Here is a 16,574-nt window from a genome sequence, read left to right on the forward strand (position 1 = left end):
GCACACTATACAAACGACTCTTGTTTTGTATACCGTATAATCAATGTTGATTTTCAAGGGGGAATGACAACGAATGTCCCGGCGTTCAATCATGTCCGTTGCGCTTGGCGGCGCGCTTACTTTTACGATGGTGCAGGCACCGTCGGCGATCGCTGCGGCACCCGATGCGAAACAATATCATGATGCGCTGACGCTGCGCGATCGATGGGAATATCTGACCCGCGACGTTGCTTTTCCGGCAAGCTGGCTTGCGGATACCCATGACTTCACCTTTCGCAAAACGGTGGCAGGCGGCTTCGCTTTTGTCCGGGAGAATGCCGATACGGGTAAGAGTGAAGCAGCGTTCGACCAGGCGGTGGTCGCGGTCGAACTGAGCAAAGCGACTGATAAGCATTATACGGCATTACGCCTGCCGTTCAGCGATTTTACGTATAGCGACGACGGCAAGGCGATCCTGTTCGACATCCATTACGATCCCTGGCGCTGTTCGCTGACCGGCGGCGGGTGCGCGGCGGTGGAGGAAAAAGACCGGCCGCGCGGTTTCGGGGTTGTGCGCGACCTGCGCGTACCCGCCAACAACACGCCGCATGTATCGCCCGATGGAAAATGGGAAGCGCTGGTACAGGGCTTTAACCTTGTCATCCGTCCGGTCGGCGGCGGCCCCGTAAAAATCCTCAGCCGGGACGGGACACAGGGTGATTTCTACGATCCCGAAACCCTTCACTGGGCACCGGATTCGCGCAAGATCGTCATCGACCGGGTGAGGCCGGGTTTTGCGCGCTATGTGACGCGGGTGCTGTCGTCTCCCAAGGATCGGCTACAGCCCGAAATTCGCAAACAGCTTTATCCCAAGCCCGGCGATGCCATCGATCTTGACCAGCCGGTACTGTTCCATGTCGCCCCTGACGGCACATCGAGTCAGATTGATATTTCCAACGCGCTGTTTCCCAATCCCTATCAGCTCACCGATATGCACTGGCGCGCGGACAGTGCGACCCTGGCATTCGAATATACACGGCGTGGACATCAGCAGGCGCGGATCATCGCGGTGAATGCCGATACCGGCAACGCACGGGCAGTCGTTTCGGAATCGGCAAAGACCTTTATCTGGCAGGATCGCGGCTATTGGCATGACGTCCATAATGACGGCAAGGAACTGATCTGGCTGTCGGAACGCGACGGCTGGGCCCATCTCTACCTTTACAACGGCGTGACCGGGAAGGTCGAAAACAAGATTACGAAGGGCGACTGGCCGGTGCGGCAGGTCATTCGCGTCGATGACGACAAGCGTCAGATCTGGTTCGCAGCCGGTGGTATGAACAAGGGCGAAGACCCTTATTTCGTACATTATTATCGGATCAATTTCGACGGAACCGGACTGACCCCGTTAACCCCCGTCCGGGCCGATCATGACGTCAGCTTCTCCTCCGACGGCAAATATTATGTCGATACCTATTCGCGGGTGGACCTGCCCAATATCGCCGAATTGCACCGCGCCGACGGTTCGCTGGTCCGTACCATCGCAAAGGGGGATATCTCCCGCCTGACCGCAGCAGGCTACAAATTCCCGCAACCGTTTGTGGCAAAGGGACGCGACGGCAAGACGAATATCTGGGGCCTGATCGTCAAGCCGCAGCATTTCGATCCGCACAAGAAGTATCCGGTGATCGAGAATATCTATGCCGGGCCGCATGACAGTTTCGTGCCCAAGACCTTCTGGCCCTTCGGCTATCATTCCGGCGGCGACAAGGTCATCGGCATGCAGGAACTGGCGGACATGGGCTTCATCGTCGTCCAGATCGACGGCATGGGGACCGCCAACCGATCCAAGGCATTTCAGGACGTGGCGTGGAAAAATCTGGAGGATTCGGGTTTTCCCGATCGTATCCTCTGGCACAAGGCGGCGGCTGCGAAATTCCCATGGTATGATATCAGCCATGGCGTCGGCATTTATGGCGGCTCGGCGGGCGGGCAGAGCACGGTATCGGGCCTGTTGTTCCATCCCGATTTCTACAAGGTCGGGGTCGCCTATGCCGGGTGCTACGACAATCGCATGGACAAGATAAGCTGGAACGAACAATGGCTCGGCTGGCCGGTCGATGACAGCTATCTGCGTGCCTCCGACGTGGTCAATGCGTCGCGGCTCAAGGGGCGGCTGCTGATGATTTTCGGGGAACAGGACAGCAATGTCGATCCCTCCTCGTCGCTGCAGCTCGTCAATGCGCTGATCAAGGCGCACAAGGATTTCGACCTGCTGGAAGTGCCCGGCGGAGAACATACGACCGGACGTTCGACCGGGCCGGTCTATTATGCCGAGCGGCGACAATTCGCCTTTTTCGTCCGCTATCTGAAGGGAGAGGCGACGCCGGACTGGAATGCGCTGCCGGACGATGTACCGGCGGACGGGACATTGCCGGGCGAGTAGCCCCGGGCGCCGTCAGTCCGCCGTGGAGGCGAGCTGGCGGCGCAGGTCGACGATGGTTTTCTTGATATGGGCGTGCATGCTCTTGGCGACGCCCTTCTTGTCGCGATCGAGCCAGAGTTTCAGCAGTTCGTCATGTTCCGCATTGGCGCGCTCGTCGCGACCCAGCGGTTCGAGATGCTTGCGCACATAGCGGTCGCTCATCACGTGCAGGCGTTCCAGCAACTGGGTGGTGATCGACTGCCCCGCCGGACGGATCAGTGCAAGGTGAAAGGCGCGGTTCAGCGCGCCGACGCCGTCGCCATTGGGCGACATGGTGTCGATGGCTTCCAGCGCGGCGACCGCCTGTGCGCGTTCCTCATCGGTGGCGTTGGCAGCAGCAAGCGCTGCGGCATCGGGTTCCAGTTTCAGGCGCAGGGCATAGACTTCCTCGGCCTCATCAGAGGACAGGGGGCGTACGAAGAAGCCCCGGTTTGCCTGAGACCGAACCAGCCCTTCCTGTTCCAAACGTGTCAGCGCCTCACGCAGCGGGATCTTGCTGACGCCCAGTTCGGATGCGAGCGCGTCCTGTCGAATAGCCTGATCGACCGGCACTTGCCCTGCGAGAATGCGATCGCGCACCAGATCGACGAGTTGATCCGACAGGTTCCGGATGACGATGCTGTTCATGGTATTTCGAGCCTTGGTGAGTTTGAGCGCCATTATACGGTATCTTTCTTACCAAAAGGCCGATACCCCAGCCATACCGTCGCGTCGAGGGTGCCCTTCATCCGAACCGGCTGAGCGAAAAGGGTTTCAGGTCGAAATCGGGCCTGTCTCCGCAGAGCAGGGCGCCCAGCGCCTGACCGCTGGTGGCGGACAGGGTGAGACCGAGATGCTGATGCCCGAAGGCATAGGCAAGCCAGGGGCGTTCTGCATCCCGTCCGATGGCCGGCAGATAGTCGGGCAGAGTCGGCCGGATGCCCATCCACTCGCTGATCGCAGTCCCGACGGGCAATTCCAGTGCTTTGACATGCGAACGCAGTCGCGCCCATTTGCGAGGGTCGGGCGGGCAGTCTGCACCGGAAAATTCAACGAAACTCGCTGCGCGGACGGAATCGGCGAAACGGGTCACGATCATTGCCCTGTCCTCGAAAACCACTGGCGGCATAGCGGGCGGCCATGCGGTTGCATCGGACTGAATATGATAGCCGCGTTCGGCAATCACCGGCGCATGGATGCCCAGTGGTGCGAGCAGGTCACGACAGGCAGTGCCGGCCGCGACGACAAGGATGTCGGCGCGAAGCACTTCGCCCGTTTCCAGCGTTGCGACGCCCTGACTTCCTTCACCTTCAATTTGCACGACTTTCGCTGAAATACGGGTTCCGCCGCATTGCCTGTAATATCGGTGCAGGTATTCCCCCAGCGCGGTCATGTCGGCGATCTGCCCGCTGCCTTCGACCCGCACAGCGCCGGCCAGTGAAGTGGATGTCAGCGCTTGCAGGTCCGCCATTTCACTGGCGGTGACACGCCGGACATGCGCGGTGCCGACGTCGCTATTCAGCCAGTGCGCCATGCCCTTGGCAGCGCTCGCCTTATCTTCCCAAACAATGAAATGCCCGTCGAGGCGCAGTAGGGATCGCCCCCCCGCCTGTTCAAGCAGCCTTTGCCATGCGGGAATGGCGGTAGCCAATGCTTCGGCAAGGGCTGCCTTGCCAGAGCGGAACCGGCTCGGGGTACTGCGTCGAAGCAGCCGCAGGGAAAAGGGCAGCCAGTATTTGATCGCGCGTCGAGGAAAGGACGCAGCTCCGCCGAAGCTGAACAACCGTCGGGGCAGGCTGTGCAATGTGGCCAGCGATGCCAGCGGGGCCGTCTGTTCGACGGCGAGATGCCCGGCATTACCCCATGATGCACCGCGCCAGGGTTGCTCCGGCGCAATCAACCGCGTCGTGATGCCGCGTTGCTGAAGCTCGATCGCACAGGCAAGTCCGACCAGTCCGTCCCCGATGACGATCGCCGTTGCCGGACAGGAGGATTTCTTTATTCCCTGTCCTGTGCCTGCTTCCGACACCGCTCGCTTATCCCGCCGCGTCGACGATATCGCGCGCAAGTTGACTGCGCGAACGCCCATAAAGGAAATAGAGGATCAGCCCTCCGATATTCCAGATGACGAAGCGTACCAGCGTTTTCTCCGGCAGGCTGATCAGCAGATACAGGCATCCCAGTATCGCCAGCGTGCCGACCACATAGGGGGCCGGACAACGGAACACGCGTTCCAGTTCCGGTGCGTTTCGGCGCAGCGCCATCATGCAGGCCCCGACGGCAATAAAGGCGAGTAGGGTTCCGGCATTGGCGAGTTCCGCAATTTCGCCCAGGCTGAAAAAGCCTGCTACCACCGCAACGAACAGACCGGTCATCGCGGTAATCAGGACAGGCGACCCGGTGCGTTTCGATACCTTTGCCAGACGGCGCGGCAACAGCCCGTCGCGTGCCATCACGAAGAAAATCCGGCTCTGCCCGTACATCATGACAAGGATGACCGAGGGTAGGGCGACCAGCGCGGCGCCCGCGACCAGATAGGCGGCGACCGGATGGTCAAGCACGCGCAGGACGAGCGCCAGCGGTTCCGCCGACCCGCCGAGTTCGACATAGGAAATCGCACCGACTGCGGCAAAGGCGACCAGAATATAGATGGAGGTGCATATCAGCATCGACCCGACAATGCCGATCTTCAGGTCGCGACCGGGATTGCGCGCTTCTTCGGCAGAGGTTGCCACCGCATCGAACCCGTAAAAGGCGAAGAACACAATCGCTGCTGCCGCCATGACGCCGCGCGTCTCTCCGTTAATGACGTGACTGCCGAAGCCATAGGGCATGAAGGGATGGAAATTGGATGCTTTGAACGCGGGCAGGGTCAGCGCCACAAATGCCGCGAGCGCGGTCAGCTTGATGATCACCAGAATGATGTTGAGCGTCGCGCTTTCGCGGGTTCCGGCCATCAGCATGCCGGCGATGGCCAGTGCGACCAGAACGGCGGGCAGGTTGATGATGCCGCCTGCATGTGGTCCGGCGAGCAGGAGATGAGGAAGCGAAATACCCATCTCCTGCAACCAGCCGACCAGATAGCCGGACCAGCCGACCGCGACGGTCGAGCAGGCAAGCGAATATTCGAGGATCAGACTCCAGCCGACGACCCATGCGACCGTTTCTCCGGCTACCGAATAGGTGTAGGTATAGGCGCTGCCCGCTCGTGGGATCAGGGTCGCCAGTTCAGCATAAGCGAGCGCTGCACAGGCGCATACCACGCCTGCGACCAGAAAGGACAGAATGACCGCCGGCCCCGCACGATCGGCGCCGACCCCTGTCAGGGTATAAATACCGGTGCCGACGATGGCGCCGACGCCCAGTGCTATCAGATGTGGCCAGCTCAGCGTGGGACGGAGACGATGTTCGGTATCGACCTGCCCGCCATATTCAATCGGTTTAACCGGACCCAATATCCCCAATGTGTCACCCTCCCTTTGGCGGTGGTATCGTTAATCAGCTTACGGAAAAGCCTTTCCAGAATGCGTCCTCGCGGTCGATCCAGATGGTGTTGAATCCGGTGGCGATTGCAGAACCCTCAATCGACGGAATGATCGCGAATTTGCCGCCCAGTTCGGTTGCTTCTTCCACCCGCCCGGTAAACCGGCTGCCGATATAGCTGGCATGGACGAAGCGATCACCGACCGCGAGCCTGCCGCGTGCCACCAGTTGCGCCATGCGGGCGGAGGTGCCGGTGCCGCACGGGCTGCGGTCGATGGCGTTGTCGCCATAGAAGACGGCATTGCGGCCATCGGCGTCGGCATTGGAGGGGCGGTCGGTCCACATCACATGACTGACGCCGCGAATGCGCGGATCGACAGGGTGTATCGGCTCGACGGCTTCGCGCATGCGTTCGCGAACGACGCGACTGAGTGCGATCAGGTCGGCCGCGCTGAAGGCGTCGAGTCCGGTATAATTGCCCTGCGGTTCGACGATTGCGTAGAAATTCCCGCCATAGGCGACATCGACGGTCAGCGGGCCCAGTCCGGGCACGTCGATTTCCACGTCCTGTTCGGCGAGATAGGACGCGACGTTGCGGAATCGCACGGAGCGCACCCGATTGCCCTCGGTCGTATATTCTGCATCCAGAATGCCTGCTGGCGTCTCAATGCGCAGACGTCCCGGCTCGCGCGGGGAGATCAGTCCGTTTTCCAGGCCGAACGTCACCATACCGATGGTGCCATGCCCGCACATCGGCAGGCAGCCGGAGGTTTCGATGAACAGGATGCCGATATCCGAATCCGGCTCGCTGGGCGGATACAGAAATCCACCCGACATCATGTCATGTCCGCGCGGCTCGAAGCACAGCCCGGTTCGAATCCAGTCGAACCGGGCCATGAAATCCTGCCGTCGCTCGGCCATATTGGCCCCGTGCAGCAACGGCGCACCACCGGCGACCAGCCGAACCGGGTTACCCGCGGTGTGGCCGTCGATGCAGAAAAACAGGTGGCGCATCGGAGTCAGACCATCTCAGTCTGTCTTTTGCTTGGCTGGGTGGCCCGGCATTGCTCGACCATCCGGGTGACTTCGGCGCGACGTTCGCCGGTCAGCGGCATCCGCGGCATGCGCACGCGCTCACTGCCGCGTCCCATGATGGTTTCGGCCAGCTTGATCGATTGCACAAGATCATGCTCGGCATCGAGGTGCAGCAACGGCATGAACCAGCGATAGATTTCGCGCGCCTCTTCCCAGTTACCGGCATCGGCGGCTGCGACCAGACGTACCGATTCCTGCGGGAATGCGCTGGTCAGGCCGGAAACCCAGCCGCTTGCCCCCAACATCAGCCCTTCCAGTGCGACATCATCCAGCCCGGCCATCACCGCATAACGGTCGCCGAACCGGTTGAGGAGGTCTGTGAAGCGGCGCGTATCGGGCGCGCTTTCCTTTACGGCGACGATGTTGCTGACATCGGACAGCGCGTCGAGCGTATCGAAATCGACATTGACGCGATAGGCGGGCGGATTGTTGTAGAGCATGATGGGAAGGCCGGTCGCTTCCGCCACCATGCGGAAATGGGCGGCCAGTTCCTCCGGTTTCGGCACATAAACCATGCCGGGCAGCAGCATTAGCGCATCCACGCCGATTTTTTCGGCGTCGCGGGCATAGGCAATCGCGGATTCGGTCGTAAATTCGGATACGCCGGCGACCAGCGGCGCACGGCCCTTCAGCGCTTCGACCGCACCGCTCAGCACCACGCGCTTTTCCTCAGCACTGAGCGAATTATTCTCGCCACAGGTGCCGAGCAGGATCAGGCCGTCGACGCCGTCATCGACCAGCGCCGTCTGAATTTTCTGGGTCGCATCGGTGTCGATCGAACCATCTTCCGCAAACTGGGTGGTTGCGGCGGGGTATACCCCCGTCCACAATGCCTTTGCCGCACTCATGTAATGATGCCCTCCGTTGAATCTGACTTTCGTATACGATATAAGATTGACCTCGACAATAGGTTTTTGAACGCAATCGTAAAGCCCGCAGAATTTGCGGATATGAGGAGATTGAATGATACACGGGATCGGTGGATCGAGCGCGGAACGCGAACTGTCGGAAATTCGCCCTTGGACGGACTGCGCTCCGGCTCCTGACGAGCAGGAATATGCTGCGCGCATGGAGCGCGCGCGGCAACTGACACGCGATTGCGGGGCTGACGCAGTGCTGGTCGGCGCGGGGGAGAGTCTGCGCTATTTTACCGGGATTCCCTGGGGGGAAACGGAGCGGCTGGTGGCGATGTTGCTGCCGGTGACCGGAACGCCGATCCTGTTCGCACCGAATTTCGAACGCGGCACGCTGGAGGCCGACCTTGCGATCGAAGCGGACTTGCGCCTGTGGGAAGAGGATGAAAATCCCGCTGCGATGATCGCGGCCGCGCTTGGCGATATCGGGGCCGATACGCTGGCGATCGATCCGGCGATGAGCTTTCTGTTCGTGGACAGGATCGCGCGGGCAGCACCCTCCTGTTCGGTATGCGCTGCGGGTCCGGTGATCGACGGATGCCGGATGTTCAAGTCGTCGGTCGAGCTGGCATTGCTGCAACAGGCCAAGTCGATGACGCTGGAGGTGCATCGCCGCGCGGCAAAAATCCTTCGGCCCGGCATTCGTGCGAGCGAGGTCGCGCGGTTTCTGGACGCCGCGCATCGTGCCATCGGTGCGCCGGGCGGCAACAGCTTTGTGATCGTGCAGTTCGGGCGCGCCACCGCCTATCCGCATGGCCTGCCCGGTGACGGGGAACTGGCCGAGGACGATCTGGTGCTGATCGACACCGGCTGCCGGGTGCATGGCTATCACTCGGATATCACCCGCACCTATGCGTTCGGAACGCCGACCGACGAGCAGCGCACGATATGGGAACTGGAGCGCGAGGCCCAATATGCCGCGTTCGAAGCGGTCGAGCCGGGTAAGCCGTGCGAAGCGGTCGATGCCGCCGCGCGTGCGGTGATTGAAAAGGCGGGGCTGGGACCGGATTATCAGCTTCCCGGCCTGCCGCATCGTACCGGCCATGGCATTGGCCTTGCGATTCATGAACCGGCCTATCTGGTGCGCGGAGACACTACGCCACTGGCACCGGGCATGTGCTTTTCCAACGAACCGATGATCGTCGTGCCGGACCGGTTCGGGGTGCGGCTGGAGGACCATTTCCACGTGACGGAGACCGGCGCGCAATGGTTTACCGAGCCGTCTCCGTCGATCGACCGGCCGTTCGGCTGAAGGTCAGTCACGAACTGTCTCAATATGCCTGCCGGATGGTTCCGGCAGGCCAGGCCAGCTTCACGGGATCGGTTGAGGGGAAGGGCCTAACGCCCAGCCTTGCCGTCCTGCGATCTCCACGGTCTGCGCAAAATGACGGCCCGCAACATCGACCGTCAGCGCATAGCGTCCCGGCGGTTCGATCTGGTCGACAATCGGAGGCACCGGCTTGTCGCCATAGGCGGTGCAGTTGCTCTCGTCCGGAGTGGGCGGCGCTTTGCGCATGTCCCAGGCAACGGTGTTGATACCTGCCTTGCCCGGTCCTTTCAGGTTGGCGACCGTTTTACCGTTTGCGTCCTTAATTATCAGCGCTGCGCCGGACGGGGCGGGCACCTTCAGATAATAACGGATCATCATCGCCGAGGGCGGATTCGGCGTGACGAGATGGTTGTCGCCGAACAGATAGTCGTTTGCACCGAAGCACCAGTGGATGCGCTGGGTGGCGGGGCGGGTGTCGAACAGATGGGCATTGCTGGCCGCAACTTCAGGCGTGAGTTGCTCCAGCGCGTCGATATTGGTGATCCAGATGCCGCGGCCATAGGAGCCGAGGACCAGATCGTGGCTGCGATGCTGCACCTTGATGTCGAAAACCGGAATATTCGGCATATTGTTGTTCATCTTCGCCCAATGGCCGCCGCCGGTGCGGGAGACAAACACGCCCTGATCGTTGCCGACGAAGATCAGGTCGGGATTGAACGGGTCTTCATAGACCACATCGATCGGCGCGTCGGGCAGGGTATCGGCGATAGAGCGCCAGGTCTTTCCATAATCGTCGGTGCGGTAGAGATAGGGGTGGAAGTCGTCGAACTTGTACCCGCTTTTCGATACATAGGCGCGCCCGGCGACGAAATGCGATGCCTGAACGCGGGTGACATAGCCGTCGCGGCGCGCGCCGAGCGCGGTCAGCTTCGCCGTCATGTCGATCCAGTGACCACCGTCGTCGGGCGTCATCTGCACATTCCCGTCGGCGGTGCCGGCCCAGATCACCCCTGCCTTCACCGGCGATTCAGAGATGGTGGAAATGGCGAACCACGGAATCCCGCCGGGCAGGCCCGCTTCGGATTCGCGCATGATCCTGTCGGCGGGATGGGTGCTGAGATCGGGGCTGATCGCCTGCCAGCTATTGCCGCGATCGGTCGAGCGCAGCAGCATCTGCCCGCCGGTGTAAAGCGTCTTCGGATCGTGCGGCGACAACACCATCGGCGGTGTCCATAAGAAGCGATAGGGCGGCTGCCCCCTGGGTGCCCTGGGCTGGATATTGGTCTCATAGCCGAGCTTCTGATCGAGCCGGGTGTGGCCGCCATATTCGCGCGTCATATAAACCCAGCGGCTGTCGGTGGGATCGACTGTAATCCATTCGCCGTCCCCGTCGCTCAGCGCCTGCCAGTCGCGCGGGGAAACGCCGAAGCGCATCGGGCTCTGTGACGGCCCGCGCCAGTGCTCATGGTCCTGAATGCCCGCGTAGATATTATAGGGCCGGTCGTTATCGACGCTGATTGTGTAGATCTCGTTCACCGGGATGGTGTTGTACGCCTTGCTGGTCTTGCCGCCGTCATAAGAGACCGCCAGCCCGCCGTCGCTGCCGGTCAGCATATGTTTCGAATTTTCCGGATCGAACCATAGCGTGCGGAAATCGCCGAACATCTTCTCCATGATCGGACCATGCCAGGTTTTGCCGCCGTCGAACGATTGCTTGAACGGCTCGCCGGTGACGATGATGTGATCGGGGTTGTTCGGATCGACGCGGATCTGGGTGAAATAATAGGGGCCTTTCGGCATCACATTGACGTCGGGCGGGTTCATCTTGCGCCAGTGCGCGCCCCCGTCGTCGGTGCGATAGATTTCGCCCATTGTCGAAACCTTGTCGTCTGGGCCGATTGGTTTGGTGGTGTTGGCGTTGTCGATCACCGCATAGACGATGTTCGGATTTTTCGGATAGAGCGACAGGCCGATGCGGCCGATCCTCCCGCCCGGCAGGCCGCCCGCGAGCCGGTGCCAGGTTTTGCCGCCATCGCTGGTTTTATAGATGCCGCTGCCGGGGCCGCCCTCCACCAACTGCCAGGGCAGGCGCGTTTTTTCATAGGTGGCGGCGTAGAGGACGTCCGGGTTCTTCGGGTCCATTATCAGATCGATCACCCCGATGTGATCGTTGATATAGAGCACCTTCTTCCACGTCCTGCCGCCATCGGTGGTGTGGAACACCCCGCGTTCGGCATTATCCGAATAGAGATGCCCCATCGCTGCGACATACACATTGTTCGGATCGCGCGGATCGATGCGGATACGCGCGATATGCTGTGTGTCGGTCAGGCCCATATGCTGCCATGTCCTGCCTGCGTCGAGCGACCTGTAGATGCCGTCGCCCGCGAACGAACTGCGGGAGGTGAAGGCATCGCCGGTGCCGACCCATATGTCGCGAGGATTGGAATGAGCCAGCGCGATGGCACCGATCGTCAGCTTGTTCTGTTTGTCGAATAATGGCGTGAAGGTCGTACCGTGGTCCGTCGTCTTCCACAGCCCGCCGGTCCAGAAGCTGACATAGATGGTGTTGCGATGGGCCTTTGCCGGGCTGTCGGGTACCGCGATGTCGGAGACCCGCGCGCTCATCCGGAACGGCCCGATATTGCGGTATTGGAAAGAGGAGAGGAGGGGTGTGTCGCGCTGCGCCACCGGTTTTTGCGGGGGCGGTGCGGCGATCGCGCACGTCAGGGCGATTACCGTTAGAGACGCTGAACCAGTCAGCAAGGACGCCATGCCCCATTTCATCGTACCATCTCCCCCGAAGATCGTCGCACGCGGGCGAATGCGCCGCATGTTTCAAGATTGATGTATATCGTATACTAATGTCAATGGCGTTATCGGGCGTAGGTGCGACAGGGCGCTGACGGATGATCCTTTTGCTGTCGGGGGAGCCGTTGCAATCGGCTGGTCGAGGTCAGTCGAGCAGCGCCAGCAAGTCTGCATAAAGCGCTTTTGGCAATGTGACACCGCCGCGTTCAAGCGACCTCTCACGCGCTTCGAAGCGGCGTTGCGACGGCAGGCGGGCACCTTGTCCGGTAATGCCCGAGAACAATGCTTCGGCCCGTTGCAAATGGGTGGCGGTGGCGTCACCCAGAAACCCAGCCGGATCGATCGCGATGATCAGTTCGCCGCCGATGGGCGACGAGCCGGCGCCGTCATCAGCCGCGAGCGATTCCGCGCTGGTCATGTCGCCGATAAGCGGCCCCGCAATCAGCTCGATCATCGCCGAAAGCGCGGAACCTTTATGCCCGCCAAAGGTCAGCATTGCGCCCGCCATCGCGGCGGCGGGGTCAGTGGTCGGCTCGCCATTTGTATCGACACCCCATCCTTCGGGAATCGGCTTGCCCGCGCGGCGGTGCAGCTCAATCTCTCCGCGTGCGACGGCGCTGGTCGCGAAATCGAAGACGAACGGCCATGGACCCGGCCTTGGCCAGCCGAACGCAATCGGATTGGTGCCGAACAACGGCCTGGTTCCCCCTGCCGGTGCCACCCAGGCATGGCTGGGCGTGCAGGCCAGCGCAACCAGCCCTTGCGCGACTATCGCTTCGATTTCCGGCCATAGTGCGGCGAAATGCACGCAGTTGCTGATCGCCATCGCGCCGATGCCGCAGGCGCGGGTCTTTTCGATCAGCAGCGGCAGCCCGCGTTCAAAGGCGAGCTGCGCATAGCCGCCGCGCGCATCGACACGCGTCAGGGCGGGGGTAAGGCTGGTTGCCATCGGTTCGGCGTCGGCAACGACCTTGCCGGTAGCAAGAGTCGCCGCACAGACGATCAGTCGATAGGCGCCGTGGCTTGCACAGCCGTCGCGTTCCCCAGCGACGATCGTTCGGGTCACCGCCTCGACATGGTCGGGCGACAAGCCACGGTGACGCAGGATGCTGCGTGAAAGATCCTCAAGTTGTCCGAAGGACAGGAACGGCGACGGGTCATTGATCATCGACAGGCCTCTGATCGTTGGGAAATTGGCTGCGGCAGGTGCGGTCAGGCGTACTGAACCGGTGGCTCCGAAGCCGTGCGGGTTGATGAAATTTCCTCAAAAAAACGCAGTAGGCTTGAGGATTGCTCGATATTAAGTATACGATATACCAACAGGTCGCAAGGGAGGGACTAATGCGGGTACGTGCATTCGGACTGGCCATATTGCTGGCGGGGCAGTTGATCCCGCTGGGCTCGACGGCGCAGGCGCAGGATCATGATGCGAACGCCGGATCGTTCGGTTTTCGCTTTCTGGGGCCGGTGGTCGGCAACCGGGTTGCTTCCTTTGCCGCGGCGCCGGGCGATCATCTTGTCTATTATGCCGGTTCATCCTCGGGCGGCATCTTCAAGTCCGAAGATGGCGGCGCGAGCTGGAAGCCGATTTTCGACAAGCAGAATGTCGCTGCGATCGGCGCGCTGGCGGTGGCACCGTCCAACCCCAGGGTCATCTATGCCGGTACGGGCGAGGCCTGGGCGATCCGTGACATCGATGTGATCGGCAACGGCATGTACAAATCCACCGATGCCGGTAAGACCTGGCAGCATATCGGGTTGGACAATAGCGGGCGGATCGGCCGCATTCTGGTCGATCCGAACAATCCAGACAGTGTCTGGGCCTGCGCACTAGGTCGACTGCCCGCGCCGCAGCAACAGCGGGGTGTGTTCCACAGTTCGGATGGCGGCAAGACCTGGAAACGGCAATTGTTCGTCGATGCCAACACCGGCTGTTCCGGTCTGTCGATGGACGCGCATGACCCAAAGACGATCTTCGCCGGCACCTGGCAGGTGAAGATGAACACCTGGGGCGAATATAGCGGCGGCCCCGGCAGCGGCGTCTATGTAACGCATGACGGCGGTGCGCACTGGCAGCATATTGTCGGCCATGGCTTGCCGACGTCGCCGGTCGGCAAGATCGACGTGGCGGTGGCTCCGACCGATTCCAGCCGCGTCTATGCGCTGATTCAAACCAACGGCCTCGGCTCGTTATGGCGTTCGGACGATGGCGGACGGAATTGGAAAACGGTGTCGTGGGACCGCAAGCTGACCGGGCGCGGCGGCTATTATATCCATTTGATGGTTTCGCCGGCCGATGCCGATCGGATCATTGTCGCCAACAGCTCGGTCAGCGAATCGACCGACGGCGGCAAGACCTTCAAGATCCGCCCCTGGGGCGGGGACTCGCATGACATCTGGTGGGACCCGAAGGATGCGAAACATTTCGTCGTCACCGATGACGGCGGCATCAACCTGACGGTGAACGGCGGCATCAGCACGCGCAAGATCACTTTCCCGATCGGGCAGATGTATCACGTCGCGGTCGATGACCAGATACCCTATGAAGTCTATACCAACATGCAGGACAATTCGACGATGCGGGGGCCGAGTATTCCGGTCAACGGATATCCGTCGGACAAGGGTTGGGACCACCATATGGGCGGATGCGAAAGCGGCTTTACGCTGCCCGCGCCGGGTGACCCGAATACCGTCTGGGCATCCTGCTATGCCAATGAAGTGACGGTGTGGGATGCCAAAACCGATCGCGCGCGGTCGGTCAGCCCGTGGCTGCACACCATGGATGCCGAGCCGGACAAGGTGCCCTATCGCTGTCACTGGACGCCGCCGCTGGCGATCGACCCCTTCGATGCCGACACGGTTTATTATGGCTGTCAGGTGATCTTCAAGACGACCGACAAGGGACAAAGCTGGAAAGTCGTCAGCCCCGACCTGTCGCATCGCGATCCGAAATATATCCACTCGTCGGGCGGTATCGTTGCCGACAATCTGGGCCAGTTTGCACCAGAGGTCGTGTTCGCGATTGCTCCGTCGAAGATCAGGCAGGGGCTGGTCTGGGCAGGCACCGACGACGGCAAAATCTGGTACACGCCCGATGGCGGCGGCAAATGGGTCGACGTGACGGCAGGGCTGAAGGGCACCGGCGTGCCCGAACTCGCCACCGTCACCAGCATCGAGCCATCCCCTTTCGATCCGGGGACGGCCTATGCCAGCTTCGATTCCCATCTCTATAACGACGATGGCAGGCCCTATATCGTCAGGACGACCGATTACGGAAAGACGTGGACGCTGATCAACGGCGACCTGCCGACATCCTCGCCGCTCGACTATGTTCGCAACGTCTCGGAAGATCCGAATGCGAAGGGGCTGCTGTTCGCAGGCACCGGGCATGCTTTCTACTATTCGCTCGACGACGGTGCGCACTGGACACATCTGCGTACCGGCCTGCCGCCGTCACCCGTTACCTGGACGGTCACGCAGAAGCGGTTCCACGATCTTGTGATCTCCACCTATGGCCGGGGCATCTATATCCTCGACGATATTTCGCCGCTGGAAGCGATGGCGAAGAACGGCCGACCGACGGCCGCAACCTTCTTCAAGCCGCGCAACACATATCTGCTGCGCAATGAAAAGGCCTATTTCACCTATTGGCTGCCCAAGGGTGCGAAGGGCGATGCCACGGTGACCATTGCCAAGGCGGACGGTACGCCGGTTCGCACGCTGCACACCGATGTGACGGGCGGCATGAATCGTGTCGACTGGAACATGCATTACGATCCGCTGGTCACCATCCGGTTGCGGACGATCCCGCCCGAAAACCCGCACATCTGGGACGATGCCCGCTTCAAGGGCAAAAAGTGGCGGCCGATCACGCATTGGGGAATGCCGAGCTATCAGCCGGGACCGCTGATCGTACCGGGTCAATACAAGGTATCGGTCAATGTCGACGGCAAGACGTTCGAACAGCCGCTTACCATCCTGCCCGACCCGAGTGCGCCGGGATCGCAGAGCGACCTGCAAAAGTCGCTCGACCTGCAACTGCGCATCCGTAAGGATGTCGACAGCGTCTCGAAAATGGTCAACCTGATCGAGCATCAGCGCCATGAACTTGAGGAATTGCGCGCCAAAGGCGGTGGCGGGCTGTCACCGGCACAAATCGACGCGATGGACGCCAAGCTGAAGTCGGTCGAGTATCAGATGTTCCAGAAGGCGCTCGCCGCCAGCGACGACAAATATTATGTCTCGGTCTGGAAGATCTATTACAACCTGTTGTGGCTCAATGCGGAGATCGGCTCGGGTGCGGGCGATGTCGCGGGCGGAGAGGGCTATGGCCCGACCGACACCACACCGCCGCTTCTCGACGGGCTGGAACAGCAGCTCGCCAAGGCAACGCAACACTATGACACGGTCATGTCGACCGATGTGCCTGCGTTCAACAAGCTGCTCGTCGCCAAAGGGCAGAAGCCTTTGATGACGGTGTTGCCCGCTGCCGATATGCGGGCGCCCGACCGCGAGGAAAGCGAGGGCTTCGATTATGCCGAGGCGGACGCGGATTGAT

At 61.2% G+C, this 16,574-nt stretch carries 10 protein-coding genes; 3 read left to right on the forward strand and 7 right to left on the reverse strand.

Annotated features, from left to right (window positions below):
• Positions 1-91: 91 nt before the first annotated feature.
• A complete protein-coding gene (locus FHR23_RS06790) occupies positions 92-2,425 on the forward strand; it encodes a S9 family peptidase (RefSeq protein ID WP_246359761.1) in 2,334 nt (777 codons plus the stop codon).
• Positions 2,426-2,437: 12 nt separating this feature from the next.
• On the opposite strand, the gene FHR23_RS06795 is transcribed toward FHR23_RS06790, so the two are convergent.
• The 5 genes from FHR23_RS06795 to FHR23_RS06815 all read right to left on the reverse strand — a co-directional run bounded on the left by FHR23_RS06795 (position 2,438) and on the right by FHR23_RS06815 (position 7,869).
• Positions 2,438-3,124 (reverse strand): GntR family transcriptional regulator, encoded by a 687-nt coding sequence (locus tag FHR23_RS06795; RefSeq protein WP_246359762.1) that lies wholly within the window; start codon positions 3,122-3,124, stop codon positions 2,438-2,440.
• A 64-nt stretch (positions 3,125-3,188) separates the two neighbouring features.
• Complete coding sequence (locus FHR23_RS06800) at positions 3,189-4,472, reverse strand: NAD(P)/FAD-dependent oxidoreductase (RefSeq protein WP_343043050.1); 1,284 nt, start codon at positions 4,470-4,472, stop codon at positions 3,189-3,191.
• Positions 4,473-4,479: 7 nt separating this feature from the next.
• The gene (locus FHR23_RS06805) at positions 4,480-5,907 is read right to left on the reverse strand and encodes an amino acid permease (protein WP_184002263.1); all 1,428 of its coding nucleotides are present in this window, start codon (positions 5,905-5,907) and stop codon (positions 4,480-4,482) included.
• A 34-nt stretch (positions 5,908-5,941) separates the two neighbouring features.
• Positions 5,942-6,940 (reverse strand): 4-hydroxyproline epimerase, encoded by a 999-nt coding sequence (locus FHR23_RS06810; protein ID WP_184002265.1) that lies wholly within the window; start codon positions 6,938-6,940, stop codon positions 5,942-5,944.
• A gap of 5 nt (positions 6,941-6,945) precedes the next feature.
• Positions 6,946-7,869 (reverse strand): dihydrodipicolinate synthase family protein, encoded by a 924-nt coding sequence (locus FHR23_RS06815; RefSeq protein ID WP_184002267.1) that lies wholly within the window; start codon positions 7,867-7,869, stop codon positions 6,946-6,948.
• Between the two features lie 115 nt (positions 7,870-7,984).
• Here FHR23_RS06815 and FHR23_RS06820 point away from each other — a divergent pair, with 115 nt between their 5' ends.
• Entirely contained in the window at positions 7,985-9,187 is a 1,203-nt protein-coding gene (locus FHR23_RS06820) for a M24 family metallopeptidase (RefSeq protein WP_184002269.1), read from the forward strand.
• 60 nt (positions 9,188-9,247) lie between these two features.
• Here the strand turns inward: FHR23_RS06820 and FHR23_RS06825 are convergent, their stop codons facing one another.
• Positions 9,248-11,980 (reverse strand): WD40/YVTN/BNR-like repeat-containing protein, encoded by a 2,733-nt coding sequence (locus FHR23_RS06825; protein WP_184002271.1) that lies wholly within the window; start codon positions 11,978-11,980, stop codon positions 9,248-9,250.
• Between the two features lie 181 nt (positions 11,981-12,161).
• Positions 12,162-13,184 (reverse strand): Ldh family oxidoreductase, encoded by a 1,023-nt coding sequence (locus FHR23_RS06830; protein WP_184002272.1) that lies wholly within the window; start codon positions 13,182-13,184, stop codon positions 12,162-12,164.
• A gap of 173 nt (positions 13,185-13,357) precedes the next feature.
• On the opposite strand from FHR23_RS06830, the gene FHR23_RS06835 reads away from it, so the two are divergent.
• Positions 13,358-16,573, forward strand: coding sequence for a WD40/YVTN/BNR-like repeat-containing protein (locus FHR23_RS06835; RefSeq protein WP_184002274.1), 3,216 nt, complete (start codon positions 13,358-13,360; stop codon positions 16,571-16,573).
• Position 16,574 lies beyond the last annotated feature (1 nt).

Source organism: Stakelama sediminis (genome assembly GCF_014199335.1).
GTDB lineage: Bacteria > Pseudomonadota > Alphaproteobacteria > Sphingomonadales > Sphingomonadaceae > Sphingomonas > Sphingomonas sediminis.

What these genes read in the sequence shown, in the direction of transcription:
- FHR23_RS06815 (WP_184002267.1), bottom strand. Translation starts at nt 7,869, where the DNA reads ATGAGTGCGGCAAAGGCATTGTGGACGGGGGTATACCCCGCCGCAACC.
- FHR23_RS06810 (WP_184002265.1), bottom strand. Translation starts at nt 6,940, where the DNA reads ATGCGCCACCTGTTTTTCTGCATCGACGGCCACACCGCGGGTAACCCG.
- FHR23_RS06820 (WP_184002269.1), top strand. Translation starts at nt 7,985, where the DNA reads ATGATACACGGGATCGGTGGATCGAGCGCGGAACGCGAACTGTCGGAA.
- FHR23_RS06795 (WP_246359762.1), bottom strand. Translation starts at nt 3,124, where the DNA reads ATGGCGCTCAAACTCACCAAGGCTCGAAATACCATGAACAGCATCGTC.
- FHR23_RS06825 (WP_184002271.1), bottom strand. Translation starts at nt 11,980, where the DNA reads ATGGCGTCCTTGCTGACTGGTTCAGCGTCTCTAACGGTAATCGCCCTG.
- FHR23_RS06830 (WP_184002272.1), bottom strand. Translation starts at nt 13,184, where the DNA reads ATGATCAATGACCCGTCGCCGTTCCTGTCCTTCGGACAACTTGAGGAT.
- FHR23_RS06790 (WP_246359761.1), top strand. Translation starts at nt 92, where the DNA reads ATGTCCGTTGCGCTTGGCGGCGCGCTTACTTTTACGATGGTGCAGGCA.
- FHR23_RS06835 (WP_184002274.1), top strand. Translation starts at nt 13,358, where the DNA reads ATGCGGGTACGTGCATTCGGACTGGCCATATTGCTGGCGGGGCAGTTG.